22 protein-coding genes are annotated in these 23,788 nt (G+C 70.5%); 14 read left to right on the forward strand and 8 right to left on the reverse strand.

The features are described 5' to 3' along the window. Window positions 1–535: DUF6226 family protein (locus AC1C2U_RS17875; RefSeq protein WP_495363118.1), on the forward strand; the 535-nt coding region annotated here is incomplete at its 5' end. Between the two features lie 67 nt (window positions 536–602). Here the strand turns inward: AC1C2U_RS17875 and AC1C2U_RS17880 are convergent. Next, the gene (locus tag AC1C2U_RS17880; RefSeq protein ID WP_495363278.1) at window positions 603–2,843 is read right to left on the reverse strand and encodes a heavy metal translocating P-type ATPase; all 2,241 of its coding nucleotides are present in this window, start codon (window positions 2,841–2,843) and stop codon (window positions 603–605) included. Window positions 2,844–3,024: 181 nt separating this feature from the next. On the opposite strand from AC1C2U_RS17880, the gene AC1C2U_RS17885 reads away from it, so the two are divergent. The 7 genes from AC1C2U_RS17885 to AC1C2U_RS17915 all read left to right on the forward strand — a co-directional run bounded on the left by AC1C2U_RS17885 (window position 3,025) and on the right by AC1C2U_RS17915 (window position 10,378). Then, window positions 3,025–5,880, forward strand: coding sequence for a cation-translocating P-type ATPase (locus AC1C2U_RS17885; protein WP_495363119.1), 2,856 nt, complete (start codon window positions 3,025–3,027; stop codon window positions 5,878–5,880). Window positions 5,881–5,963: 83 nt separating this feature from the next. Next, window positions 5,964–6,965: an NAD-dependent epimerase/dehydratase family protein gene (locus tag AC1C2U_RS17890; RefSeq protein WP_495363120.1), complete on the forward strand. Its 1,002-nt coding sequence runs from the start codon at window positions 5,964–5,966 to the stop codon at window positions 6,963–6,965. 75 nt (window positions 6,966–7,040) lie between these two features. Beyond that, complete coding sequence (locus AC1C2U_RS17895) at window positions 7,041–7,973, forward strand: arginase family protein (protein ID WP_495363121.1); 933 nt, start codon at window positions 7,041–7,043, stop codon at window positions 7,971–7,973. Between the two features lie 81 nt (window positions 7,974–8,054). After that, window positions 8,055–8,585 (forward strand): SixA phosphatase family protein, encoded by a 531-nt coding sequence (locus AC1C2U_RS17900; protein WP_495363122.1) that lies wholly within the window; start codon window positions 8,055–8,057, stop codon window positions 8,583–8,585. A gap of 142 nt (window positions 8,586–8,727) precedes the next feature. Beyond that, window positions 8,728–9,318: a sulfite oxidase-like oxidoreductase gene (locus AC1C2U_RS17905; RefSeq protein ID WP_495363123.1), complete on the forward strand. Its 591-nt coding sequence runs from the start codon at window positions 8,728–8,730 to the stop codon at window positions 9,316–9,318. Continuing rightward, window positions 9,315–10,121, forward strand: coding sequence for an FAD-binding oxidoreductase (locus tag AC1C2U_RS17910; protein WP_495363124.1), 807 nt, complete (start codon window positions 9,315–9,317; stop codon window positions 10,119–10,121). Before AC1C2U_RS17905 ends, AC1C2U_RS17910 begins: the two co-directional genes overlap by 4 nt. After that, entirely contained in the window at window positions 10,121–10,378 is a 258-nt protein-coding gene (locus AC1C2U_RS17915) for a DUF6510 family protein (RefSeq protein ID WP_495363125.1), read from the forward strand. Before AC1C2U_RS17910 ends, AC1C2U_RS17915 begins: the two co-directional genes overlap by 1 nt. A 31-nt stretch (window positions 10,379–10,409) precedes the next feature. Here AC1C2U_RS17915 and hutI read toward each other — a convergent pair whose 3' ends face one another. The 3 genes from hutI to AC1C2U_RS17930 form a co-directional block, all read right to left on the reverse strand. Further along, entirely contained in the window at window positions 10,410–11,672 is a 1,263-nt protein-coding gene (hutI, locus tag AC1C2U_RS17920) for an imidazolonepropionase (protein WP_495363279.1), read from the reverse strand. A gap of 113 nt (window positions 11,673–11,785) precedes the next feature. Further along, complete coding sequence (gene hutU / locus AC1C2U_RS17925) at window positions 11,786–13,600, reverse strand: urocanate hydratase (protein WP_495363126.1); 1,815 nt, start codon at window positions 13,598–13,600, stop codon at window positions 11,786–11,788. 78 nt (window positions 13,601–13,678) lie between these two features. After that, a complete protein-coding gene (locus AC1C2U_RS17930; RefSeq protein WP_495363127.1) occupies window positions 13,679–14,692 on the reverse strand; it encodes a M23 family metallopeptidase in 1,014 nt (337 codons plus the stop codon). Here AC1C2U_RS17930 and AC1C2U_RS17935 point away from each other — a divergent pair. Then, window positions 14,685–15,092 (forward strand): hypothetical protein, encoded by a 408-nt coding sequence (locus AC1C2U_RS17935; RefSeq protein WP_495363128.1) that lies wholly within the window; start codon window positions 14,685–14,687, stop codon window positions 15,090–15,092. The genes AC1C2U_RS17930 and AC1C2U_RS17935 overlap by 8 nt on opposite strands. Window positions 15,093–15,232: 140 nt before the next feature. Here the strand turns inward: AC1C2U_RS17935 and hutH are convergent, their stop codons facing one another. After that, entirely contained in the window at window positions 15,233–16,936 is a 1,704-nt protein-coding gene (gene hutH / locus AC1C2U_RS17940; RefSeq protein WP_495363129.1) for a histidine ammonia-lyase, read from the reverse strand. A 152-nt stretch (window positions 16,937–17,088) separates the two neighbouring features. Here hutH and AC1C2U_RS17945 point away from each other — a divergent pair, with 152 nt between their 5' ends. Further along, a complete protein-coding gene (locus AC1C2U_RS17945) occupies window positions 17,089–17,940 on the forward strand; it encodes an IclR family transcriptional regulator (protein ID WP_495363130.1) in 852 nt (283 codons plus the stop codon). A gap of 336 nt (window positions 17,941–18,276) precedes the next feature. Here the strand turns inward: AC1C2U_RS17945 and AC1C2U_RS17950 are convergent, their stop codons facing one another. Both AC1C2U_RS17950 and AC1C2U_RS17955 read right to left on the reverse strand, forming a co-directional pair. Continuing rightward, window positions 18,277–18,876, reverse strand: a complete 600-nt coding sequence (locus AC1C2U_RS17950) for an antibiotic biosynthesis monooxygenase (protein WP_495363131.1) — start codon at window positions 18,874–18,876, stop codon at window positions 18,277–18,279. Continuing rightward, the gene (locus AC1C2U_RS17955) at window positions 18,873–19,316 is read right to left on the reverse strand and encodes a MarR family winged helix-turn-helix transcriptional regulator (RefSeq protein WP_495363132.1); all 444 of its coding nucleotides are present in this window, start codon (window positions 19,314–19,316) and stop codon (window positions 18,873–18,875) included. The genes AC1C2U_RS17950 and AC1C2U_RS17955 overlap by 4 nt, the downstream gene beginning before the upstream one ends. Before the next feature lie 71 nt (window positions 19,317–19,387). Between AC1C2U_RS17955 and AC1C2U_RS17960 the strand changes: the two genes are divergently transcribed. Genes AC1C2U_RS17960 through AC1C2U_RS17975 form a run of 4 tightly spaced genes read left to right on the forward strand, consistent with a single transcriptional unit; the run spans window position 19,388 to window position 22,412 of the window. Beyond that, complete coding sequence (locus AC1C2U_RS17960; protein ID WP_495363133.1) at window positions 19,388–19,780, forward strand: hypothetical protein; 393 nt, start codon at window positions 19,388–19,390, stop codon at window positions 19,778–19,780. After that, window positions 19,777–21,372 (forward strand): multicopper oxidase family protein, encoded by a 1,596-nt coding sequence (locus AC1C2U_RS17965; RefSeq protein ID WP_495363134.1) that lies wholly within the window; start codon window positions 19,777–19,779, stop codon window positions 21,370–21,372. Before AC1C2U_RS17960 ends, AC1C2U_RS17965 begins: the two co-directional genes overlap by 4 nt. 51 nt (window positions 21,373–21,423) lie before the next feature. Then, complete coding sequence (locus tag AC1C2U_RS17970) at window positions 21,424–21,684, forward strand: hypothetical protein (RefSeq protein ID WP_495363135.1); 261 nt, start codon at window positions 21,424–21,426, stop codon at window positions 21,682–21,684. Then, window positions 21,681–22,412, forward strand: coding sequence for an ABC transporter permease (locus tag AC1C2U_RS17975; RefSeq protein WP_495363136.1), 732 nt, complete (start codon window positions 21,681–21,683; stop codon window positions 22,410–22,412). The genes AC1C2U_RS17970 and AC1C2U_RS17975 overlap by 4 nt, the downstream gene beginning before the upstream one ends. Here AC1C2U_RS17975 and AC1C2U_RS17980 read toward each other — a convergent pair. Then, window positions 22,352–23,770, reverse strand: a complete 1,419-nt coding sequence (locus tag AC1C2U_RS17980) for an acyltransferase family protein (RefSeq protein WP_495363137.1) — start codon at window positions 23,768–23,770, stop codon at window positions 22,352–22,354. The genes AC1C2U_RS17975 and AC1C2U_RS17980 overlap by 61 nt on opposite strands. Window positions 23,771–23,788 lie beyond the last annotated feature (18 nt).

A 23,788-nucleotide genomic window follows, 5' to 3' on the forward strand; every position in this document is an offset into this window, starting at 1 on the left:
GCATCACTACAATCACCACAGACCCCACACCGGCATCGGCGGCCTCACACCCTCAGCCCGCGTTCACAACCTCACGGGGAAATACAGCTACCGCTCGCTGCATGCGTTCGCCCTCGCGCTCGCCGCCGACCTCGAGGCGGAGTTCGACGTCGAGCGCGACGGCGAGCCGTCGCTCGACGCGTGGCTCGCCGAGGGCGTCGAGATCGTACGCGCGGTTCGACTGCGCCCGCGAGCGGATGCCTCGGCGCCGATCACGATCGGCCTCACCTCCTTCCCCGGCCTCGTCATCGGGTTCGGCGAGTTCACGAGGCTGACGCTGCCGGCGTGCGGATGCGACGCGTGCGACGAGCATGTCGCGTATCTGGTCGCATCGGCACGCGAGCACGTCGACGCCGTCGTGTCGGGCGGCTTCGCCGAGGCATCCGGCGGCTGGGTCTCGTTCCGCACCGCGCGCTGGTCGAGCGTGGGCGGCGGGCAGCCGCCATTCGGGCCGCGGCGCGCGTGGGCGGCATGGCCGCGGAGGCCAGGCGCTTGAAGCTCCGCGAGCTGACCCTGTCGAGCCTCGGGCGGAGGTTTCGACACGCTCAACCCGCAGGTATGCCTCAGCTCGCGCGGTCGAGCACCGCTCGCGTCGAAGCCTCGGGCCGCAGGTCGAGGCGGCGCAGCAGTTGCGCGTTGGCCGCGACGATGATCGTCGAGAGCGACATCAGGATCGCACCGATCGACATCGGCAGTATGAACCCGATCGGGGCCAGCACACCCGCGGCGAGCGGCACCGAGATCAGGTTGTACCCGGCAGCCCACCAGAGGTTCTGCGACATCTTTCGGTAGCTCGCTCGCGACAGTTCGATGACCGAGATCACCGATCGCGGGTCGGATGACGCGAGGATGACGCCGGCCGAGGCGATCGCGACATCCGTGCCGGCGCCGATCGCGATGCCCACGTTCGCCTGCGCGAGCGCGGGCGCGTCGTTCACGCCGTCGCCGACCATCGCGACCGAGAGTCCCTCGTGCTGCAGCTCCTGCACCTTCGCGGCCTTGTCCTCGGGGCGCACGCCCGCGTAGACCCGGTCGATGCCGAGTTGCGCGGCGACGGTGCGGGCGACGGGTTCGGCGTCCCCCGTGATCATCACGACCTGCACGCCGAGGGCGTGCAGCGCGTCGACGGCCTCCTTCGACTCGGGCCGGATCTCGTCGGCCAGTGCGATGGCACCGGCCACCTCGCCATCGACGAGCACGTGCAGCACCGTCTGCCCGGCCTCGCTCCAGCCGGTGGATGCCGCGAGCGGCCGCTGCCCCTCGCGGGCGAGCAGCCCGGGGCCGCCGACCTGCACGATGCGTCCGTCGACCGTCGCGTGCACGCCGATCGCGGCGGACGCGGTGAAGCCCGACGCCGACGCGACGAGGAGGCCGCGGCGCGCGGCATCCGTCACGATGGCCTTCGCGAGCGGATGCTCCGAGTCCCGCTCTGCCGCTGCAGCGAGCGCCATGACCTCGTCGGGGTTGAACCCGGATGCCGCGACGGCATCGGTGACCGCGGGCTCGCCCTTCGTGAGGGTGCCGGTCTTGTCGAAGAGCACCGCGCCGACCGTGCGCATCGTCTCGAGCGCGAGGCGGTCGGTGACGAGCACGCCGCCCTTCGCCGCCCGCTCGGTCGCGATCGAGACGACGAGCGGGATGGCGAGGCCGAGGGCGTGCGGGCAGGCGATCACGAGCACGGTGATGGTGCGCACGACGGCGTCGTCGGGGTCGCCGAGCAGGGTCCAGGCGATCGCCGTGATGACGGCGGCGCCGAGCGCGAACCAGAAGAGCCAGCCGGCGGCCGTGTCGGCGAGGCGCTGGGCGCGCGAGGTTGAGGCCTGCGCCTGCGCGACCAGTCGCTGGATGCCCGCGAGCGCGGTGTCGTCGCCGACGGCGCCGACCCGCACCCGGATCGCCGTGTCGGTGGCGACGGTACCGGCGACGACGTGGTCGCCGGGTCCGCGCGCGACCGTGATGGATTCGCCTGTGATCATCGACTCGTCCATCGCGGCGGTGCCGTCGATCACCTCGCCGTCGGCGGGCACGCGCCCGCCGGGGCGCACGATCACGACGTCGCCGACCGCGAGCTCCGACGGCGAGACCACCTCGGTCGCTGAGCTGGTCGGAGGGGCGCCCGCTTCGACGGGCTCAGCGAGCGGAACCACCCGCTCGGCCTCGTCGGGCAGCAGCGCCGCGAGTGCGTCGAGCGCGCTCGACGCCTGCATGATCGAGCGCATCTCGATCCAGTGGCCGAGCAGCATGATCACGATGAGGAGTGCGAGCTCCCACCAGAAGTCGAGGTGGTGGCTGAGCAGGCCGAGGCTCGCGCCGAGCGACGCGAAGTAGGCCACCGTGATCGCGAGGCCGATGAGCAGCATCATGCCGGGCTTGCGCGACTTCAGCTCCGACCAGGCGCCGGTGAGGAACGGCTTGCCGCCCCAGAAGTACATGACCGTGCCGAGGATGGGGGAGATCCAGGCGATCACGGCGTTGTCGGGCAGCTGGTAGCCGAGGATCGACGCGAACATCGGGCTGAACGCGATGGTCGGCACGGCGATGACGAGCATGATCCAGAACAGGCGGCGGAACTGGCCGACATGGTCGCCGTGACCCGCGTGGCCGTCGTGGCCCGCGTGGCCGCTCATGTCGTGGCCTGTGTGGCCGCTCATGTCGTGCCCGGCGTGCGGATCGTGGCCTGTGTGGCCGCTCATGTCGTGCCCGGCGTGTGGATCGTGCCCGGCGTGCGCGTCGTGTCTGCTCATCTCGTGTGCAGCCTGCCTCGTCTGCGGATGCCCCGCGCCATCGGTGTGGTGCTCGTGCATGTCGTCGCGGGTCGCGCCCATCATCTTCCTCCGTCGCCTGCTCGTGCTCCAATACCCCCATAGGGTATCGCTCCCTCAGCAGAACACCACCCCTCGCCGTTCTGTTCCCTCACCCGGCGCATCGATCGAGCCGCGTCGTCCCGCTCTTGCGGTGGTCGTGACACGCCCGGAGGATGGGGGCATGACGAGCCCCGGCGAGATCTCGACCGACGCGTTCGACCCGGTGCGAACGGATGCCGCGGAGGTGGCACGCCTGCTGGGTGTCGACCTCGACAACGGACTCTCGGGTGCCGAAGCCGCTGCGCGGCTCGCCGTCCACGGGCCCAACGAGCTGCGAGGCACGCGCCGCACCCCGCTCTGGCGACGCGTCCTCGCCCAGTTCACCGACCCACTCATCGTGCTCCTGCTCGCTGCCGTGGTGATCTCTCTCATCGCGTGGATCGTCGAGGGCGCCGACGGGCTGCCGATCGATGCCATCGTGATCGTCGCCATCATCGTGCTGAACGCCGTGCTCGGCTTCGTGCAGGAGTCGCGCGCCGAGCAGGCGGTGGCGGCGCTCGCCGTGATGACCGCGGCGCACTCGACCGTGTTGCGTGATGGCGAGCTGCGCACGGTGCCGAGCGCCGAACTCGTGCCGGGCGACGTATTGGTGCTCGGTGAGGGAGACCAGGTCGGCGCAGACGGCCGGCTGTTCCGTGCGCACACGTTGCGCGTCGCCGAGGCCTCGCTCACCGGCGAGAGCGAGGCCGTCGAGAAGCACTCGGAGACGATCGAGGCCACCGTGCCGCTCGGCGACCGCCTCGACATGGTCTACAAGGGCACGGCGGTCAACCGCGGCACAGGCAGGGCGATCGTCACCGCGACCGGCATGTCGACGGAGGTGGGCTCGATCGCCACGATGCTCGACGAGACCGTCGAGGAGCCCACTCCGCTGCAGGTGGAGGTCGCGCACCTCGGGCGCCTGCTCGGCCGCATCGTCGTCGTCATCGCGATCGTCGTGATGGTCACGATCGTGCTCGTCGAGGGCGTCAGCACCCCCGCCGAGTTCGTGACGGTGCTGCTGCTCGGTGTCTCGCTCGCCGTCGCCGCCGTACCCGAAGGCCTTCCGGCGATCCTCTCCGTCGTACTCGCGCTCGGCGTGCAGCGCATGGCGAAGCGGAACGCGGTCGTGAAGAACCTCTCGAGCGTCGAGACGTTGGGGTCGGCATCCGTCATCTGCACCGACAAGACCGGCACGCTCACCACCAACCAGATGACCATCGAGCGGGTCGTCACGGCGTCGGGCGCCGTCGACCTCGGTGGCGTCGGGTACACGCCCATCGGCGCGGCGACGACCAAGGGCCTCGAGCTCGGAGAGGGCTCGCTGCGTGCCGAGGTGCAGCTCGTGCTCGGTGTGGGTTCGCTCGCGAACGACGCGCAGCTCGCTGAGCGCGACGGCAAATGGGAGATCGAGGGAGACCCGACCGAGGCGGCCTTCCTCGTGGCTGCCCGGAAGGTGGAGGGCACCGCCGAGGAGGCGGCCCGATACGGGCGCGTGGGCGAGGTTCCGTTCAGCTCCGAACGCAAGATGATGTCGACCGCGCACCGCAGGGACGACGGCGAGGTCGTCGTGCTCAGTAAAGGCGCCCCCGACGTTCTGCTCGAGCACTGCACCCGCATACAGCTGGGCTCCGAGACGGTGCCGCTCGATGCGAATCGGCGGGAGCAAGCCCTCGCCGACACGGAGGCGCTCTCCGAGGCGGCCTTCCGCACCCTCGGGGTCGCATACCGCGCCGCACCCGAGTTCGAAGGCGGCGACGACGCGGCGAGGGATGCAGCAGCCATCGACGAGTCCGCTGAACACGACCTCGTCTACGCCGGTGTCGTGGGCATCATCGACCCGCCGCGCCCCGAGGTGCGCCCGGCGATCGCCGAGGCGCATGCCGCCGGCATCCGCGTGATCATGATCACGGGCGACCACCCCGCGACGGCCGGGCGCATCGCGCGTGACCTCGGCATCATCCCCGACGACGGCATCGCCCTGCCGGGTGCTCGCCTCGACGGCATGGACGAGCAGCAGCTGCGCGATGCCGTTCGCACCGTCTCAGTGTTCGCGCGTGTCGCGCCGCAGCACAAGCTGCGCATCGTCGATGCGCTGCAGGCCGATGGCCAGATCGTCGCGATGACGGGCGACGGCGTGAACGACGCGCCGGCGTTGAAGTCGGCCGACATCGGCATCGCCATGGGCATCACGGGCACCGAGGTCACGAAGGAGGCGGCGAAGATGGTGCTCGCCGACGACGACTTCGCCACGATCGTCCACGCCGTGCGCGAGGGGCGGGTGATCTTCGACAACATCCGCAAGTTCCTGCGCTACCTGCTGTACTCCAACATGGGCGAGGTGCTGACGGTCTTCTTCGGCGTCGTGTTCGGCGGCGTGCTCGGCCTCACCGGCGCCGGCGACGACGGGCTCGTGCTGCCCCTGCTCGCGACGCAGATCCTGTGGATCAACCTCGTCACCGACTCGGGACCCGCGCTCGCGATGGGCGTCGATCCCGAGATCGACGACGTCATGGCGAGGCCGCCGCGAGGCATCCACGATCGAGCGATCGATACGGGTATGTGGATCGGGATCGCGACTACCGGGCTCGTCATCTCGGTGATCACGCTGCTCACCATCGACATCTTCCTGCCGGGTGGGCTCATTCCCGGCGGCACGGATTCGCTCGAGGTCGCGCGCACCGCGGGCTTCACGACGCTCGTCTTCGCCGCGTTGTTCACCGCGTTCAACGCGCGTTCGACCGCGTCGAGCGCGTTCCGCGGTCTCTTCGCCAACCGGTGGCTCTGGGGCTCGGTGGTACTGGCCGTGGTGCTGCAGGTCGCGGTCGTCTCGTTGCCGCCGCTGCAGGTGGCGTTCGGCACGCGGGGGCTCGACGGCGAGCACTGGCTCGTCTGCGCGGTGATGGCGTCGGCCGTGCTCTGGGTCGAGGAGCTCAGGAAGGTCGGTATCCGGGCGATCGAGCGTCGCCGAGCGGATGCCCCCGCGCCCACCGTCTGAGGCGATGCGCCCTCGTCGCCGCGGGAGTTCGCGTTGCGAGAACACGGCTGCGCGCGGCATCCGTCACGTGCTCGAATGGGCGCATGGACCTTCTCGTGCTCGGTGGAACGCAGTGGCTCGGTCGCGAACTCGCGCGGGAGGCGATTCGGCGCGGGCATGAGGTGACGTCGCTCGCCCGTGGTGAAGCCGGTGCCGCAGCAGAGGGCTCGGCGTTCGTCGTCGCCGACCGGTCGCAACCCGGTGCCTACGATGCCGTCACCGACCGCGAGTGGGATGCCGTCATCGACGTGACCCGCCAGCCCGGCTTCGCCCGCCGCGCCGCGGCGGATCTCGCCGCGCACGCTGCGCACTGGACGTTCATCTCCTCGTGCAACGTCTACGCGGCGCACAACGAGCCGGGCGCCGACGAATCGGCCGCGCTCATGCCACCGCTCGCCGACGACGAGTCGACGCCGGAGACCTACGGCGAGGCGAAATCGGCGATCGAGCAGGCCTATCGGGACGCGCTCGACGACCGCCTGCTCGTGATCCGGCCCGGACTCATCACCGGCCACGGCGACGCCTCGGGCCGCGGCGGGTACTGGTCGGCGCGCGCGGCCCGCAGCGACGAGCCGATGCTCGTGCCCGACATCCTCGACTTCTCGGTGCAGGCGATCCACGTCGACGACCTCGTGCAATTCACGATCGACGCCGTGGAGCAGCGGCTCACCGGCGCCTTCAACGCGGTGGGCGAGCACACGACGTTCGGCGACTGGATCGAGCGGTCGCGGGCCCTCGCCGGGCACGGGGGCGAAGTCGTCGCCGTCTCACCCGACTGGCTCGTCGAGCAGGGCGTCAACGAATGGTCGGGTCCCGAATCGCTGCCGCTGTGGATCGTCGACCCCGAGTGGAACGCGTTCCTCGACCGCTCGAACGCCGCTGCCGTCGCCGCAGGGCTGCGCTTGCGCCCCCTCGACCAGTTGCTCGGCGAACTCCTCGAGTGGGAGCGCAGCGAAGGACTCGACCGCGACCGCGGTGCCGGCCTCAGCACTGCGCGAGAGCGTGAACTGCTCGCGGCGCTCCGCGGCCCTGCCCCGGTGGAGTGAGCCCCGTCTGGAATCGCAGACGCCATCGGTTTGGATGCCTCGGCTCGCGGCATCCGTCGTTGCTAACGTCAGGCCATGGGCACCGCTGCGCTTCCGAACGATCCACTCTGGCCACGGGCAGGTGACTGGCCGCCGCTCGGCGAGTTGCCCGCGGACGCGCGCGCCGATCTCGCGCTGCTCGGGGTGCCGGTCTTCGCCACCTCGCTCTCGCCGACCGGTGCGCACGAGACGCCCGCGGCGATCCGTGACGTGCTCAGGCGATACAGCCCTGCAATCATGGCCGATCGCGGCCGACGCGACCACGCAACGTCGCTCGACGGACTCACCCTCGTCGACGCGGGCGATGTCGCCGATCCCGACGGCCCCGCGGGCGAGCGCCGTGTGCGCGCAGCGGTCGCCGCGGCCGCCGAGCACGCTCGCGTCGTGGTTGCGCTCGGCGGCGACAACTCGCTCACCTCACCCGTGGCGCTCGGCGTCTGGGGCGAGCGGCTCGGCTCGGCCGGCCTGATCACGCTCGACGCCCACTACGACCTGCGCGACGGCGTGAGCAACGGCTCGCCCGTGCGGCGTCTCGTCGAAGCCGGGCTCGATGGGCGGCGCATCGTGCAGATCGGCATCGCCGACTTCGTGAACTCGCGCGAGTACGCTGAGCGCGCCCGCGACTACGGCATCACGGTCGTGCACCGCGACGAACTGCACCGCCGCCCCATGAGCGACGTGTTCGCCGAAGCGCTCGAGATCGCGGGCGCACGGGGCGGGCCGATCCACGTCGACCTCGACGTCGACGTCTGCGATCGCGCCGTGGCGCCGGGGTGCCCGGCATCGGTGCCGGGCGGCATCTCGGCGTACGAGTTGCGGCAGGCCGCGCGGGCCGCCGGCGCCGATTCGCGAGTCGAATCGGTCGACCTCGCCGAGGTGGATGCCACGGCCGATGCCCCCGATGGGCGTACGGTTCGATTGGCGGCCCTCTGCGTGCTGGAGGTCGCGGCGGGCATCGCGCTCCGCTGAACACTCGAGTACTCGAGTGTTCAGCGGAGCACTCGCCGCGTTCGTCGAGTACGGTCGAATTCCGTCGTCGAAAGGACCACCGTGAAGACGCTCGTGCTCATGCGCCACGCGAAGTCGAGCTGGGACACCCCGGGGCTGATCGACCACGACCGCCCGTTGAACGAGCGGGGCCGGCATGATGCGCCGCGCATGGGCCGGCGCCTCGTGGATCGCGGGATCACCCCGGACGTGATCCTCGCGAGCACCGCGGTGCGGGCACGATCGACGGCCGAACTCGTCGCCGGCCCGCTCGGTCTCGATGCCCGGCGGATCATCACGGACGAACGACTCTACGGAGCATCCGTCGAGGCCCTGCTCCGAGTCATCCGCTCATTCGACGCGCGCGTGACGACTGCGATGCTCGTCGGCCACAATCCCGAGATGACCGACCTCGCCTCCCGGTTCTCGCCCGACATCGAATCGATGCCGACGGCGGCGGTCGCCGTCTTCCACTTCGACGTCGCGTCATGGCCGGAGTTGCGCGTCGCGGCATCCGTCGGTCGCAGCACAGCCTCGCCCGTCAGCGTCACGTTCGATGCGCCGCACAGCGTGCCGGAGCCGGGCGGCCGGTGACCGGGCGGGCCGTGAGGAGTCACTTGGCCCATGGCCGCGGCGTACTCCTCCTGCGAAGGCGGCAGGCGAGCGGGAACTGGTGAGAACCCGGTGACAAGCGGGCCGACCGTCACTAGGGTCGAACCCAACGGGAGGGGTCGCCATGTCGTTCATCACCAGAGGGTTCAGCGGGCGAAGCCGTGAACGCGACGACCGGCTCCCACCAGGGCAGACGCTCGTGCACGATTTTCCAGTGCTGTCGGCGGGCCCCACACCCGAGGTCGAGACCGCCGAGTGGGAGTTCACGATCCGCACCGACGCCGGCGTGCACCGCTGGAACTGGGACGAGTTCATGGCGCTGAAGATCGACCAGGTCGACACCGACATCCACTGCGTGACGCACTGGTCGAAGCTCGGCACCAGCTGGCGTGGGGTCTCGCTCGACACGCTCTTCGAGAACATCGAGACCGAGCAGGATTTCGTCATGGCGCACAGCTACGGCGGCTACACGACGAACGTGCCGCTCGATGAGCTGCTCGACGGCAAGGCGTGGGTCGCGTTCGAGTTCGACGGCGAACCGCTCGACCCGGAGCATGGCGGGCCGGCGCGGCTCCTCGTGCCGCACCTCTATTTCTGGAAGAGCGCGAAGTGGGTGCGCGGCCTCGTGATGATGGATCAAGACGAGCCCGGCTTTTGGGAACAGAACGGTTACCACATCCACGGCGACCCGTGGAAGGAAGAACGCTACTGGTGAGCGAGGCCCCGACGGCGTCATCGACCACGCAGGCCAACGGGCTCAGCGAGGCGCTGCGTGCGGTGCCGCGGTCGGGATGGCACGTCGCGACGGTCACGACGGCGCACCGGGAGACCCCGAATGCCTCGCGACTCGAACTTGAGGTCGACGGATGGCCCGGCAACGCCGCAGGCCAGCACCTCGATGTGCGGCTCACCGCCCCCGACGGCTACACCGCGACCCGTTCGTACTCGATCGCCTCGTCTGGGTCGTCGAAGCGGATCACCCTCGCCGTCGACAAGCTGCCCGACGGCGAGGTGTCGCCCTACCTCGTCGACGACGTGCGCGCGGGCGACATGCTCGAGGTGCACGGGCCCCTCGGTGCGTTCTTCGTGTGGGCGCCTGCTGCGGAGTCCGGCGACTCTCGCCCGGTGCAGCTCATCGCCGGTGGATCCGGCGTCGTTCCCCTCTTCGCGATGGCGACCGCGCACGCCCGCACCGATGATCCGACGCCATTCAGGTTGCTCTACTCGGTGCGCACGCCCGACGACGTGTACTTCACTGACGAGCTGCAGGCGCTCGCCGTGGCATCCGCACCGCTTCGACTCGATCTCGTCTACACGCGCCGCGCACCCGAAGGCTGGCCGACGCAGCCGGGGCGCATCACACGTGAGGTGCTCGAGGCAGCCGTGCTCCCCGCGGCCGAGCGGCCGCGCGTCTACGTCTGCGGCTCGACCGGCTTCGTCGAACTCGTCGCCGACTGGCTCGTCGAACTCGGGCACGACCCCCGATCGATCCGCACCGAGCGATACGGAGGCACGTGATGCAGCACGTCGACGGCAATTCTCTGGCCGGTCCGCTCGCCGAACTCTTCACCTTCGACGTGACGATGGCCACGGCCCGTTGCAACGGGTGCGGTGCGATCGGCGAGCTCGCCCGGGCGATGGTCTACCGGAGCGGCGCGGGCACGGTCGTGCGCTGCGCCACATGCGATCACGTGCTCGCGACCCTGGTCGAGACGGAAGATCGCGCGTGGATCGGGTTCAGCGGGGTGAGCGCGATCGAGGTGCGGCGCGGCTGAGCCGGCCGATGGTCGAGCGGATGCCCCGGCATCACGCGCCAGCGACGACCTCGCCGCCCTTCCACACACGCGCGACGAGCGGCACCCCGGGGCGGTAGGCGAGGTGCACGTGGCTCGGCGCATGGAGCAGCACGAGGTCGGCGCGTGCGCCGGGCGTGATCGTGCCGACATCCGTTCGCCTGAGCGCGGCCGCACCGCCCGCAGTGGCCGCCCACAGTGCCTCGGCCGGCGTCATGCCCATGTCGCGCACGGCGACGGCGATGCAGAACGGCATCGAGCTCGTGAAGCTCGAACCCGGGTTGCAGTCGCTCGCGAGGGCGACGGTGACCCCGGCGTCGATCAGGCGTCGCGCATCGGGGTAGGGCTGGCGCGTCGAGAACTCCACGCCCGGCAGCAGGGTGGCGACGGTGCCTCCTGCAGCGAGCGCCGAGACATCCGCATCGCTCAGGTAGGTGCAGTGGTCGACGGAGGCGGCGTCGAGTTCGACCGCGAGGCGCACGCCCTCGCCCGGCCCGAGCTGGTTGCCGTGCACGCGCACGCCGAGTCCGGCAGCGGCACCTGCTTCGAGCACCCGCCGGGACTGCTCGGCCGTGAAGGCGCCGCGCTCGCAGAAGGCGTCGACCCAGCGCGAGTGCCGCGCGCACGCGGCGAGCATCTCACCGATGACGAGGTCGACGTAGGCATCTGCGCCGGTGCCGGGCGCTTGCGACGGATCGGCGTACTCGGCGGGCACGACGTGCGCGCCGAGGAAGGTGACTTCCTCGGTGACCTCGCGGGCGAGACGCACGAGACGCTCCTCGGCCTCGACCGAGAGACCGTAGCCCGACTTGATCTCGAAGGTGGTCGTGCCCTGGCCGTGCAGTTCGTCGACGAAGCCCGCAAGGCGCGCCCGCAATTCGTCGTCGGTCGCCGCGCGCGTTGCTGCGACGGTCGAGCGGATGCCGCCGGCCTCGTACCTGCGTCCGGCCATGCGCGCAGCGAACTCCTCGGCGCGGTCGCCACCGAAGACGAGGTGGGTGTGGCTGTCGACGAAGCCGGGGATGACGGACCGGCCGCCGGCGTCGACCACCTCGACGTCGGCGTCCCACAGCGTTCGGTGTTCGTCGCCTTCGCGTCGGTTGTCGCGTTCCGCGCGCGCGGAGACGCCCTCGGCGGCATGCGCGGCCGGCCCGACCCAGGTCACGCAGCCGTCTTCGACGAGTACGGCCGCGTCGCGGAGGACGCCGAGCAGGCCTCCCTCGCGACCATCAGCCGGGTCGTTCGTGATGAGCTCCCCGATGTTCGTCAGGAGCATCCGCTGCACTGCGCCGCCGTCGCTCACGCGACCCATTCCATCATCGAGTTGCCCGACTTTGTACACAGTCGGGCAAGTCGACAGATCGCGGCTCGCCCGTGCCGTGACATCCGTCAGCCTTCCATCATCGGCACGCGCAGGCCGCGCTCGCGGGCGACCTCGACGGCGCGGTCGTAGCCGGCGTCGACGTGCCGCATGACGCCGGTACCCGGGTCGTTCACGAGCACGCGCGCGATCTTCTCGGCGGCGAGCGGCGTGCCGTCGGCGACGATCACCTGCCCGGCGTGGATCGAGCGGCCGATGCCGACGCCGCCGCCGTGGTGGATCGAAACCCAGGTCGCGCCCGATGCCGTGTTGAGCAGCGCGTTGAGCAGCGGCCAGTCGGCGACCGCATCCGAGCCGTCGGCCATCGCCTCGGTCTCGCGGTAGGGGCTCGCCACCGAGCCCGAGTCGAGGTGGTCGCGACCGATCACGACGGGTGCGCTCAGCTCGCCCGAAGCGACCATCTCGTTGAACTTCAGACCCGCGAGGTGGCGTTCCTGGTAGCCGAGCCAGCAGATGCGGGCGGGCAGACCCTCGAAGCGCACCTTCTCGCCGGCCTTCGTGATCCAGCGTCGCAAGTGCTCGTCGTCGGGGAACAGCTCGAGAATCGCGCGGTCGGTCGCCGCGATGTCGGCCGGGTCACCCGAGAGCGCCGCCCAGCGGAACGGACCCTTGCCCTCGGCGAAGAGGGGACGGATGTAGGCGGGTACGAAGCCCGGGAACGCGAACGCGCGCTCGTGCGCGAGCCCGCCGAGCTCAGCCTCACGCCGGATCGAGTTGCCGTAGTCGAAGACCTCCGCGCCGGCATCGAGGAAGCCGACCATCGCCTCGACCTGCTTGGCCATCGAGGCGCGGGCGCGGTCGGTGAAGGCTTCGGGGTCGGATGCCGCGAGCTCGTGCCACTCCGCAACGCTCACGCCCTCTGGCAGGTACGACAGCGGGTCGTGGGCGCTCGTCTGGTCGGTGACGATGTCGATCGCCACGCCGCGGGCGAGGAGTTCAGGGAAGACGGATGCCGCGTTGCCGACGACGCCGACCGAGAGCGGGCGACGTTCGGCCTTCGCCGCGAGCACTCGTTCGACGGCGTCATCGAGGTCGCCGGCGAGCTCGTCGAGGTAGCCGTGCTCGACGCGGCGCGCGAGCCGAGTCTCGTCGACGTCGACGATGAGCACGACGCCCTCGTTCATGGTGACCGCGAGCGGCTGCGCGCCGCCCATGCCGCCGCAACCGCCGGTCAGCGTGAGCGTGCCCGCCAGTGATGCTCCGCCCGCTGAGCCAGCGGCGTCCGGAGCCTGTCGAAGGGTCGAAACGCCCCGCGGGGCGTTGTCTTCGACGAGCTCAGGGAGCGTTCTGCGCGTCGCCGCGAGCTTGCGGGCGATCGCGCCGAACGTCTCGTACGTGCCCTGCAGGATGCCCTGCGTGCCGATGTAGATCCACGAGCCCGCGGTCATCTGGCCGTACATCGTGAGCCCGAGCTGTTCGAGCCGCCGGAACTCGGGCCACGTCGCCCAGTCGCCCACGAGGTTGGAGTTCGCGATGAGCACGCGCGGGGCCCACTCGTGCGTGCGGAACACGCCCACCGGCTTGCCCGACTGCACGAGCAGCGTCTCGTCGGCCTCGAGGCCCTCGAGCGTGCGCACGATCGCGTCGAACGACTCCCAGTTGCGCGCCGCCTTGCCCGTGCCGCCGTAGACGATGAGGTCTTCCGGGCGCTCGGCGACCTCGGGATCGAGGTTGTTCATGAGCATGCGCAGCGGCGCCTCGGTCTGCCAGCTCTTCGCGGTGAGGGTGGTGCCGCGGGCGGCGCGCACTGTGCGCACTGTGCGCCCACCCGCTGTTGCTGCCGCCGGCAGGGGGATCGGGGCTTCGATGGGTGCATCGGTCATGCTTCGATGGTCGCTCACACGTTGGGCGGCGACAACGGATGTCGCGAGCGATTCGTCTGGGATTCCAGACGAGCGAGCTCAGTCGAGCGCGATGCCGCGGGCCGTCATGAACGGCACCGAGTCGATGGCGACTCCATCGATGCGCACCTCGAAGTGCAGGTGGCAGCCGGTCGAGGCGCCGGTCGAGCCGACGGCGCCGATCAGCTGGCCGGCTGTCACCGTCTCGCCGGGCTCGACGAGGATGCCACCGTCGACCAGGTGCGCGTAGCCGGTCGAGACCCCAGCGCCGTGCTCGACGAGGATCCAGTTGCCGTAGCTGCCGTTCGTGCGGGCTTCGACGACCACACCGCCCGTCGCGGCGAAGACGGGCGAGCCGCAGCCGGCCGCGACATCCGTGCCTCGATGGAATTCGTTCACTCCTGCGAGCGGCTTGTCGGGCCGCGGGCCGAACCCGTCGGTCTGGCGGCCCGTCACCGGTGACGCCCAGCCCTGTTCGCTCAACTGACCCGCATCGCGCGGAAGCGAGTCGAGGAGAGCGACACTCGAGGCGGCCACACGCGACTGCAACCCTGACATCTCATCGCGAGCGGATGCCACGGCACCCTCGGCCGCGGCGACCGAGGCCTGGGCCGACTCGACCGGTACGGCGTCGACGTCGCTCCAAGCGGTCGTGGCCCGCTCTTCTGCGAGCTCGGCCTCATCGGCGCGCTTCTCGGCGATGTTCTGCAGCTTCTCGACGTCGCCGGCGATCTGGTCGACGCGTGCGACTCCGCCGAGGCCGGCGAGCAGGTCTTTACCCGATCCGAACGCCGCGGCCATCGAGGTCAGGGAGGCGTCTCCGCCCCGTGCTGCTGCAACGTAGGTGCTCGCGGCGGCGACGGCCCCGGCATTCGCCTCGTCGGCGCTCTCCTGCAGTTGCTCGGCGAGTGACCGAGCCACCTCGCGCGTCGATCGTGCTGTCTCGAGCTCAGCCTCGGCGGTACGCAGATCGGTCGTGGCCCCGGTGATCGCCGTGCGGGCGGAGAGCAGTGCACCGAGCTGGGGATCGACGCCGGTCGAGATGCGCGCGTACGGGCCGTTGCCGATGAGCACCGGGCCGCGAGGAGCGGCGACGGGTGCGGTCGGTGCCGGTGGCGTCGTCGGAGCTGGGGTTGGGGTTGGCGTGGGGGTCGGAGTCGGCGTCTCAGTCGGCTCCGGAGGCTCGGTCGGCTCTGGTGTCTCGGTCGGCTCTGGAGGCTCGGTCGGCTTCGGAGGCTCGGTCGGCTCCGGCTTCGGCGTCTCGGTCGGCTCCGGAGGCTCAGTCGTTGAGGGTGGAGTCGGCGGCGCGGTCGTGGGGGGTGGTGTCGTCGGCGCGGCCGGCGACCCAGCGCCGTCAGCAGGCGCGGGGGCAGTCGACGTCGGTGCCGGCGCTGGCTCCTCCGCGAAAGCGGGGCTCACCGACAGTGAACTGACCAGAACGGCGACCGTGGCCACCGCGAGCACAACCCTCTGATTCCGAGCGCCTGGCGCTCGGACTGGGTGCTTCGGGCCAGCGACGAATCTCGACATAGGGTTCCGTTCGATCCGGCTCCGGAGCCGGACTCCCCTCAGTCTTTCACCGCCCTGAGGGAGGCACAACCGCCTCTTGGGGGTTCAGACGAGCTCGCCGGCGACGGATTCCACCGCCACCAGCATTTCTCCGCTCGCCACCATCTTCGAGATCGCCTCGATCTCGGGGGAGAGGTACCGGTCGGGCCCTGGCACAGCGCCGACCTCCGCCACGAGCGACACGACCGCGCCGGTCGCGGCGCCCGGCTCGAGCGGCGCCCGCAGCGCGAGACCTCGCGCCGCCGTCATGACCTCGATCGCGAGCACGCGCGCGAGCCCGTCGATCGCGCGGCGCAGCTTGCGGCCGGCTGCCCAGCCCATCGAGACGTGGTCCTCCTGCATCGCCGAGGAGGGGATCGAGTCGACCGATGCCGGCACCGCGAGTCGCTTCAGCTCGCTCACGATGCCCGCGGCCGTGTACTGCGCGATCATGAGCCCCGAGTCGACGCCCACCTCGTGGGCGAGGAACGGAGGCAGGCCTTGGTTGCGCGCACGGTCGAGGAACCGGTCGGTGCGCCGCTCGCTCATCGACGCGACATCCGCCACCGCGATCGCGAGGAAGTCGAGCACGTACCCGACGGGCGCCCCATGGAAGTTGCCGTTCGACTCGACACGCCCGTCGAGCGTGAGCACCGGGTTGTCGATCGCGCTCGCGAGTTCGGCGTGGGCGACGGATGCCGCGTGCGCGAGCGTGTCACGGGCGGCGCCGTGCACCTGTGGGGCGCAGCGCAGCGAGTACGCGTCTTGCACCCGGGTGCACTCGGGGCCTTTGTGGCTCGCGACGATCGGCGATCCGGCGAGCAGGCGTCGCAGGTTCGCAGCGGATGCCGCCTGGCCGGCGTGCGGCCGCAGCCGGTGCAGGTCTTCGGCGAACACGGCGTCGGTGCCCATGAGTCCTTCGACGCTCATCGCCGCGGCGATGTCGGCGGTGGTCAGGAGCATCCGCAGGTCGTCGATCGCGAGGGCGAGCATGCCGAGCATTCCGTCGGTGCCGTTGATGAGGGCGAGGCCCTCTTTCTCGCCGAGGCGAAGGGGCGTGATGCCGGCGGCGGCGAGGGCCACTGCCGCGGGCATGGTGGTGGTTGGGGGCGGGGCCTGCGTTTCCGAGTCTTCCGAGGCACGCGGCTCGGCGCTGCGCGCCTCGCTCGCTCCGGCTGCCGCCTTTCGAGGGAGAAGCGCGCTGGCGCGCACTTCTCCCTCGCCCATCGCGACGAGCGCGCAGTGCGCGAGCGGCGCGAGGTCGCCAGAACAGCCGAGCGAGCCGTATTCGCGCACGACCGGGGTGATGCCCGCGTTCAGGATCGCCGCGTACGTCTCGGCGGTCTCGCGGCGCACGCCCGTGCGGCCGGTCATGAGCGTCGAGAGGCGCAGCAGCATGAGCGCGCGAACGACCTCGGTCTCGACCTCGGCGCCCGAGCCGGCGGCGTGCGAGCGCACGAGGCTCGCCTGCAGTTGAGCACGGCGGTCCTCGGCGATGAAGGTCGTGGCGAGGGCGCCGAATCCGGTCGAGATGCCGTAGTGCGGCTCGGGGTCGGCGGCGAGGCCCTCGATGATCGAGCGACTCGCGGCGACGCCGTCGAGCGCGGTGGGCTCGAGCGCGACGGATGCCCCGTGGCGGGCGACGGCCGCCACCTCGTCGATGCCGAGCGGGCCGGTGCCGACGGTAACGGAGACGGCGGCGACGCCTGTGACGTCGGCGACGCCTGTGTCGGCGTTGGTGCGGCCGGTTGCGGGGTCGATGCTGCTCATGCATCCGATTCCACACCGCCGTCGCACGCGCGGGAACGCCACACGCCACGTCGCCGTCCGGTATCCCAGACCGGCGTACGCTGGGCGCATCCCCTCGTGTCCGTCGGCCCGTCCGGGTCCACCCCCGCACTCACCCATCGAAAGTGCAGCTGATGTCGGAATCCTCGTCGCGAAGCGACGTTTCGAGCACTCTGGATGCATCCGATGGCCCGTCATCGAAGACCGGCGGGGTGTCCAAGGTGCCGGCGGCCGACCAGACGCTCGCGATCCTCGCGCATCTCGCGACCCAGCGCGGGCCGGTGCCCGCCGCGACGATCGCGCACGCGCTGGAGCTTCCCCGATCGACGGTGTACCACTTGCTCGCCGTCATGCAGGAGCGCGGCTTCGTCGTGCACCTGCCAGAGGAGCGCCGGTACGGTCTCGGCATCGCCGCGTTCGAACTCTCGAGCGGGTTCTCTCGGCAGCAGCCGCTTGCCCGGCTCGGCCGTCCGCTCGTCGCGGCCCTCGTCGACCGTCTCGGAGAGAGCGGGCACCTCGCCGTGCTGCACGGACGCGACGTGCTCTACCTCGTCGAGGAACGTGCCCCGCGGCGCCCGTCGCTCGTCACCGACGTCGGCGTGCGCCTGCCCGCCCATCTCACCGCCACGGGCCGGGCCATGCTCGCCGAGCTGCCGCCCGCGCAGCTCCGCGCGCTGTATCCCGATTCGGCGGCGTTCGCATCACGCGTGAGCGAGGGTGCTCCGGATGCCGCGGCGTGGAGCTACGGCCGGCTGAAACGCGTGCTCGCGAGCGTGCGCGAAGCGGGGTTCGCCGCCGAAGACGGCGAGGTCACCGGCGGCCTCGCCTCGGTCGGCGTCGCCGTCGTCGACCATCTCGGATGGCCCGCCGCCGCGATCGCCGTCACCTTCCCCGACGATGCGCGGCCGGAGCTCGAAGCGCAAGCGGTCACGGGAGTGCGAGAGGCGGCGGCGCTGCTGTCACGGCGCATCAGCGGCATCCGCTGAACGTGCCGTGTGCGCGTGTGCGCGTGTGCGCGTGTGCGCGTGTGCGCGTGTGCGCGCTGAGCCTGTCGAAGCGGGTGGCCCTTCGACAGGCTCAGGGCGCAGGGGGTGGCTCAGGGCGCAGCGACCGGCTCAGGGCGCAGTGGGTGGCTCAGGGCGCAGTGGGTGGCTCAGGGTGCAGGGGGTGGCTCAGGGTGCAGGGGGTGGCCCTTCGACGGGCTCAGGGCGCAGGGGCGGGCCCTTCGACAGGCTCAGGGCGCAGGGGCGGGCTCAGGGTGCAGGGGGTGGCTCAGGGCGCAGTGGGTGGCCCTTCGACAGGCTCAGGGCGCAGGGGGGTGGTCAGCGCGCGTGCGGCGCGAGCCAGCGCCGCAGCATGCGCGTGACGAAGGGCAACGCCCAGAACGTCATGACCGGTGTGAGCAGGAACGTCGTGATGAGCACCTTCCAGACCACGGCGAGGTCATCCCAACCGGGCACGAACGAGGTGACGAGCAGGGTGAAGGCGAGGTTCACCGGGAAGAAGCCGAGCCAGATGGTCACCGCCTGCTTCCATCGCGGCGGTGCGGGCGGCAGTTCATCGAGGGCATCGGATGCCGCGGCATCCGCCACCGGAACCGAACCCGTTGCCGGATCGTCGAACCAGCCCTCGATGCCGGTGCGCCGCTTGCTGCGCTCCGAGCGCACGAAGCCCTCGCCCATCGAGAGCCACCACGTGCGCTCGGTCGAGCGTTCCCATGCTTCGAGGGTCTCTTCGCTCGCGAAGCGGTAGAGCATGTGCCACACCTGCGAGCCCTCGCCGGCGCGCACCCAGCCCGAGCCGAGGAAGCCCGGGTACTTGGCGGCGAGGTTCACGCCGGTCTGCACCCACGCGGTCGCCTCGGCGATGTGCTCGGGGTCGACCTCGCGTCGGATCGAGACGGTGGTCGGTTCGCCAGTCATGACTCCATTCCCGGGGTGGGCTGCAGGATGCGTTCCAGGATCGACTTCAAGGTTTCCATGTCGTGTGGGCCGACGGCTCCGAACAGCTCATCGGCTACGCGCTGCGTGTGCTGCTGCGCCGCACGAAGGGCTCGGTCCCCATCGTCTGTCAATCCGAGAATGGTGACCCTGCGGTCGAGGGTGGATTGCGTCCGGGAGACGTATCCGAGTCGTTCGAGATCGTCGATCATGCGCACCATGCCGGTCTTGTCGGTGATCAGGCGCGCAACGAGGTCGCGCTGAGTCTGCACGCCGTCGCGGATCAGGAACATCACCGTGACGTGCCGGTTCGTCAGGCTCGTCGGTCGAAGCGCGGTGTTCAACTGCTGGGTGGCCAGTGTGTAGACCCGGTGGAGCAGGAGACCCACCTCGATCGACACTCGCCCGCCGTCATCGCTCATGGTTTCCATTCTCTCGCACATTGATCCAGTTGCGATTGTTCCAAATGGATCTAATTCGATAGGCTCCCATCATGTCTTCTCCCGATGACGCGCCCCGCAGTGGGCGCCGGTGGCCGGTGTGGTTCCTGCGTTTCACGACGGCTGCGACGGCCGTGCTGATGTTCGATCAGGCTGTGCTGGCCGGTCAGTTCATGGCGGGGGTGTACCCGGCACTCGCGACGCATCGCGACATGGCCATCGTCACGGGAGTGGCGACGCTGGTCTGCGTCATCGCGGCCGTGCTGGTGCGCTGGCCCGGGGGCGGACCGTGGTGGCCGATTGCGGCGACGGTCGGTCTGGTCGGATTGATGTCGCTGCAGGCGTTCGCCGGGTTCCGCTCAGTGCTCGCGCTCCACATCCCGCTCGGCGTGACCGTGATCATGCTGACGGCGGCGTTGACGGTGTGGGCCTGGTGGAGGCGGTGACTCGGCCGATCAACCGGCGGCTGTTCATCGGCGGCGTCTTCGGCGGGGTCGTCGCGGTCGGGGTGGGGGTGCCCATCGCACTGAGCCTCGGCGGCGCACCGACCTCGACCGGGAACCTGCTGACCAGTCAGCTGCCTCTCCCGAAGCCGTTCCGCCGCCGTCTGACGATTCCGCCGGTGCTCGCGCCGGTGCGGAGCGATGCCGACACCGACTACTACCGGGTCACGCAGCAGATCACGTCCGCGGAGATCATCCCTGGCCTGCAGACCGAGCTGTGGACCTACGGCGGTTCGTTCCCAGGGCCGACGATCGAGAGCCGTCGCGGGCGCACGGCCGTCGTGACGCACGTCAACCAACTGCCGTTGCCGACAGTCGTGCACTTGCACGGGGGTCGCACGCCGATGGCCAGCGACGGTTATCCGATCGACTTCGTCTACCCGGTCGACCGCAGCGGCTACGACCGACAGCTCGGCAGTCGTGATCACATCTCCTCCGGGCACGACTCGGCGATGACGATGGTCGGCGATACCAGTGACGGCGAGCGGGACTACACCTTTCCACTCGACCAGCGAGCGGCGACCCTCTGGTATCACGATCACCGCATGGATTTCACCGGCCCGAGCGTGTGGCGGGGCCTCACCGGGTTCCATCTCCACCGTGACGACGAGGAGGAGGCCCTCGAGCTCCCCGCCGGGGAGCGCGAGTTGCCGCTGATGATCCTCGACCGGAGCTTCACGGCCGACGGTTCGCTGAAGTATCCGAGCAGCGACCCGACGCTCGTGCGCACACCCGGCGTCACCGGTGACTACATCGCCGGGGTGCTCGGTGACGTCATGCTCGTCAACGGCACGCCCTGGCCGGTGGCGGAAGTCGACGGCGCACACCACCGACTGCGACTACTGAACGCCTCGAACGCCCGGCGCCTCTCGCTTCGACTCGACCCGCCGCCCCCCGGCGGCTTCATCGAGATCGGTACCGACGGCGGCCTGCTGGAATCCCCGCAGGCGCACGACCACCTCGTCCTCGCGCCCGCTCAGCGTTTTGACGTGATCGTCGACTTCGGCGCCTACGCACCGGGCACCGTCGTCACTCTCCGCAACGACTTCGACAGCGGACGCATGGGCGAGGTGATGCAGTTCGTCGTCGGTGACCGGGTCGATGACGCATTCGTCGTGCCCGACCGGCTCTCCACGATCGAGCCGTTGCGCGCTGAAGACGCGGTGGTCAGGCGCTCGTTCCAGTTCCGTGAAGGAGAGGTCGGCGACATGCACGGCTGGCTCATCGGCGGCAAGCCGTTCAGCCCCGACTACATCGCCGCGACCGCAGTGCTCGGCACCGTGGAGGTGTGGGAGTTGTTCGCCGATTTCCACCACCCCGTGCACCTGCACCTGAACCCCTTCCAGGTGCTCGAGCGCGGCGCCGAAGGGCCGGGGCAATTCGACTCCGGATGGAAGGACACGATCGACCTCAACCCGGGCGAACAGGCCAAGATCGCCATCCGATTCGACGGATACCCCGGAAAGTACGTCTTCCACTGCCACAACCTCGAGCACGAGGACATGGCCATGATGGCGAACTTCGAGGTCAGATAGCCGGTTCCGCAGCGGCGTCCCCCGAGCATCGGAGGGCGATTCAACCCGGAGATGCTGCCCGATGCGGGCAGCGCACTCATCGGCGGCATCCGGTATCGCGATCTCGCCGACCCGACGGGCACGGTCGGTGCGGTGCTCGACATCGCGGCGGCCCACCCCGCGATGACCGCCCGCGGCCACCTGCGCACTTTCTGCGAGCTCGGCGGCCATCGTGCAGGTCGGGTCGCGGATGTCGCGGCGCTGGTCGGTATCTCCGAGTACCTCGACCGCGGGGTCGGCACCTACTCCGCCTGCCCCTGTGGTCGCTCGTGATCGCCGCGTGCTGCGGCGGCGCGCTCACAGGCCTGCTCGCCCTCATCGGTCCCGAGAACGCGACACCGCCGCTGCCGGGCCTCGACACCGCCGAAGGCGTCGGCATCGTCGTCGGCATGAGCGGCCTGCTGCTCTTCGTGCCCGCGCTCATCGGCACGATCACCGTGACCGGTGAGTACCGGCACCGCACGATCGGCATGACCTTTCTCACCGTGCCCCGCCGAGGCCGCGTCCTCGCGGCGAAGCTGCTCGTCTTCGGCGCGCTCGGGGTCGCCTACGGACTCGTCGCCTCGCTCTTCGCGGGAGCCGCGGTGATCGGTGGTGCTGCGCTGCAGGGGGTCTCGCTCGGGATTCCGCTCGGCGCGCTCGCCGCGCTGCTGGCGAGGCTCGCACTCGCCGCCGCCGTCTACATGATCCTCGGCGTCGCGATCGGTGCGCTCGCGCGACACCAGTTGCTGGCGGTCGGCATCGTGCTCGGATACTTCTACTTCCTCGAGCACGTGCTGATGATCATCCCGGGGGTGAACATCATCCACCCGTTCCTCCCGGGCGGGGCGACCGCATCGCTGACGGACTTCACGTTCCTCAGCGACGCGATCGCCGACCAGCTCCCGATGGCGGCGACGACCACGATGTCGCCGCTCGTCGGGGCGCTCGTACTCCTTGCTTACGCTGTCGCCGGTGCCGTCGTCGCGATCGCGATTCCGCTGCGGCGCGACCTGCGCTGAACCGACGCCCACAGCCTCGCGCTGCCGCGCAACGCGACCCCGAGCAGCGCGAGCGAGATGACGGCTTGCAGCGGGCCGAACCCGGTCACGAGCACGACGGCGACTCCTGCGCCGCCGCAGACGGCATCGATCGCGGTCGACCACGCCGTCGGCGCCGTCGGCGCGGGCGTCGAAGCGGCGGATGTCCCGGCTGACGGCGCGCGCCCCGCCGCCCTCGACCGCTCGAATCGTGCGAACACCAGGGTGACGGGCACCACGACCGCCGCGGCGACGCTCAGCCAGAGCCCCCGGCTCGCCCACCACTCGAAGCTCAGCGGTTCGGGAAGGGGGAGCCCGAATCCGGCGTTCGCGACGAGCAGTGCGCCGGCGAGCAGGATGAGCACGGGCAGGTGCCAGAGGTAGACGGTCATCGCGCGCTCGCCGACGGCTGAGACGAGCCTCGAGGCATCCGCTCGCTCGACCCAGGCGCGGATGACCGGGCGTGCCATCTGGAAGAGCGCGAGTTGGGCGATACCGAGCACCACGAGGCACACGGTCGGCGGGTTGAGGTTCTCGTACATGTCGAGGGAGTAGGGCACGGCGAGGGTCAGCACGGCGAGCAGCGCGAGGGATGCCGCGGCCACGCCCCAGAGCGTGGTGCGTGCGAGCCGGTCCAGACCGCCATCGGCGAGGTGGAAGCCGAGCTGTTGCACGAGCAGCCACACCAGCAGCAGGTTGAGGAACCCGATCCCCTCGACGCCGGTCGAGATGCGCAGCACGTCGACGGCGACGACTCCTGCGAGCAGAGCGATCGGGGTGAGCACCCGTGCCCGTTCATGCGCGCGCACCATCACGGGCACGAGCGCCGAGGTGAGCACGTACACGCCGAGGAACCACAACGGCTGGCCGATGCGGAACCCTGCGGTCGCCACAAGTTCGGGCGCGAGCCCGGCGAGACTGAGGGCGACGAGCGCGCCGGCGACCACGGTGACGAGTGCGATCGCGGGCCGCACGAGCCGCTCGAGACGTGCCCGCACGTAGTCGGCTTCGCTCGCCCCTCGTGCGCGCATCGAACGCCAGTGGTGGAAGCTCGAGAACCCGCCGGCGATGAAGAAGAGCGGCATGATCTGAACCACCCAGCTCACGGGGCCGAACCACGCCTGCCCCTCGAGCGCGTTCTGCAGCACTGGGCCGTCGGGGCCGACGCTCACGCCGACCATCATCGCGTGCAGGGCGAAGACCACCACGAGCAGCATCGCCCGGATCGCGTCGACGCTCGAGTCGCGGGCGACCCCTGAAGAATGGCGGGCGGATGCTCCGGCGGGATCGACTGCACCACGGCGGGCGAGCCCGGGCGAACGTGCGAGCGTGTCGGTCATGATCAGCTCCATCCGGGC

Source organism: Agromyces sp. Y575 (genome assembly GCF_059445445.1).

Coding starts and splice junctions, on each gene's coding strand:
- AC1C2U_RS17915 (WP_495363125.1), top strand. CDS start 10,121: ATGCAGCACGTCGACGGCAATTCTCTGGCCGGTCCGCTCGCCGAACTC.
- AC1C2U_RS17955 (WP_495363132.1), bottom strand. CDS start 19,316: ATGAGCGATGACGGCGGGCGAGTGTCGATCGAGGTGGGTCTCCTGCTC.
- AC1C2U_RS17895 (WP_495363121.1), top strand. CDS start 7,041: ATGGGCACCGCTGCGCTTCCGAACGATCCACTCTGGCCACGGGCAGGT.
- AC1C2U_RS17905 (WP_495363123.1), top strand. CDS start 8,728: ATGTCGTTCATCACCAGAGGGTTCAGCGGGCGAAGCCGTGAACGCGAC.
- AC1C2U_RS17880 (WP_495363278.1), bottom strand. CDS start 2,843: ATGCACGAGCACCACACCGATGGCGCGGGGCATCCGCAGACGAGGCAG.
- AC1C2U_RS17890 (WP_495363120.1), top strand. CDS start 5,964: ATGGACCTTCTCGTGCTCGGTGGAACGCAGTGGCTCGGTCGCGAACTC.
- AC1C2U_RS17935 (WP_495363128.1), top strand. CDS start 14,685: ATGAGCACCGGGCCGCGAGGAGCGGCGACGGGTGCGGTCGGTGCCGGT.
- hutI (WP_495363279.1), bottom strand. CDS start 11,672: ATGCTCCTGACGAACATCGGGGAGCTCATCACGAACGACCCGGCTGAT.
- hutU (WP_495363126.1), bottom strand. CDS start 13,600: ATGACCGATGCACCCATCGAAGCCCCGATCCCCCTGCCGGCGGCAGCA.
- AC1C2U_RS17980 (WP_495363137.1), bottom strand. CDS start 23,770: ATGACCGACACGCTCGCACGTTCGCCCGGGCTCGCCCGCCGTGGTGCA.
- hutH (WP_495363129.1), bottom strand. CDS start 16,936: ATGAGCAGCATCGACCCCGCAACCGGCCGCACCAACGCCGACACAGGC.
- AC1C2U_RS17970 (WP_495363135.1), top strand. CDS start 21,424: ATGCTGCCCGATGCGGGCAGCGCACTCATCGGCGGCATCCGGTATCGC.
- AC1C2U_RS17960 (WP_495363133.1), top strand. CDS start 19,388: ATGTCTTCTCCCGATGACGCGCCCCGCAGTGGGCGCCGGTGGCCGGTG.
- AC1C2U_RS17945 (WP_495363130.1), top strand. CDS start 17,089: ATGTCGGAATCCTCGTCGCGAAGCGACGTTTCGAGCACTCTGGATGCA.
- AC1C2U_RS17950 (WP_495363131.1), bottom strand. CDS start 18,876: ATGACTGGCGAACCGACCACCGTCTCGATCCGACGCGAGGTCGACCCC.
- AC1C2U_RS17885 (WP_495363119.1), top strand. CDS start 3,025: ATGACGAGCCCCGGCGAGATCTCGACCGACGCGTTCGACCCGGTGCGA.